This window comes from Legionella feeleii (assembly GCF_001467625.1).
GTDB lineage: Bacteria > Pseudomonadota > Gammaproteobacteria > Legionellales > Legionellaceae > Tatlockia > Tatlockia feeleii.
This window is the reverse complement of record NZ_LNYB01000060.1, coordinates 1-602: the sequence shown is the minus strand read 5'-3', so window position 1 is coordinate 602 and position 602 is coordinate 1. Positions and strand designations below refer to the sequence as shown.

Here is a 602-nt window from a genome sequence, read left to right as displayed (position 1 = left end):
TTTTGATTTCATTTCCAGCTCCTCGTTTGAGAAAGCTTAGTTTAGAAAATTTAAATTTCTCAGGTAGGTGTATTTGCCCGAACGAATACAGTCATTCCAACGTACCGGCAATTACAGACGCTCTTTAGTGCGGCTTTCTCCATTGAAGAAAATCGGCTTAATAGCATCACGCAATCAATACCGGCAGATGAACAAAAGCAATTGTCTGCATTGATTGAACGAGCAGAAGGTATCAGCCAACTAAATCTTATCCGTGCAGACCAAAAAGATTTTCATTACACGGCGGTTAAAGAAGAGGTGGAAAAAGCGCAAGAGATCACGGCTCTGTATGCGTTTGCTAAAAAATTCATTCCGACACTCAAACTATCTAAAAATGCCGTTCGTTACTATGCCGATGTGGCGGAGCGTTACCCTGCTTCTCGGTTGAGACGACTTAGCACCTCTCAGCAGTGGCTCCATGCTATCTGTTTTGTTTATCATCGCTATCAGCGAATTATGGATAACCTAATCATAAGTATTCGTTCGGGCAAATACACCTACCTGAGAAATTTAAATTTTCTAAACTAAGCTTTCTCAAACGAGGAGCTGGAAATGAAATCAAA

1 protein-coding gene is annotated in these 602 nt (G+C 40.9%); it reads left to right on the top strand.

Annotation, left to right across the window (positions count from 1 at the left end):
* The first annotated feature begins 201 nt into the window (after nucleotides 1-201).
* Nucleotides 202-567 carry a hypothetical protein gene (locus tag Lfee_RS07345; protein ID WP_058445381.1) on the top strand — a complete coding sequence of 122 codons (366 nt, stop codon included), beginning with the start codon at nucleotides 202-204 and terminating at the stop codon, nucleotides 565-567.
* Nucleotides 568-602 lie beyond the last annotated feature (35 nt).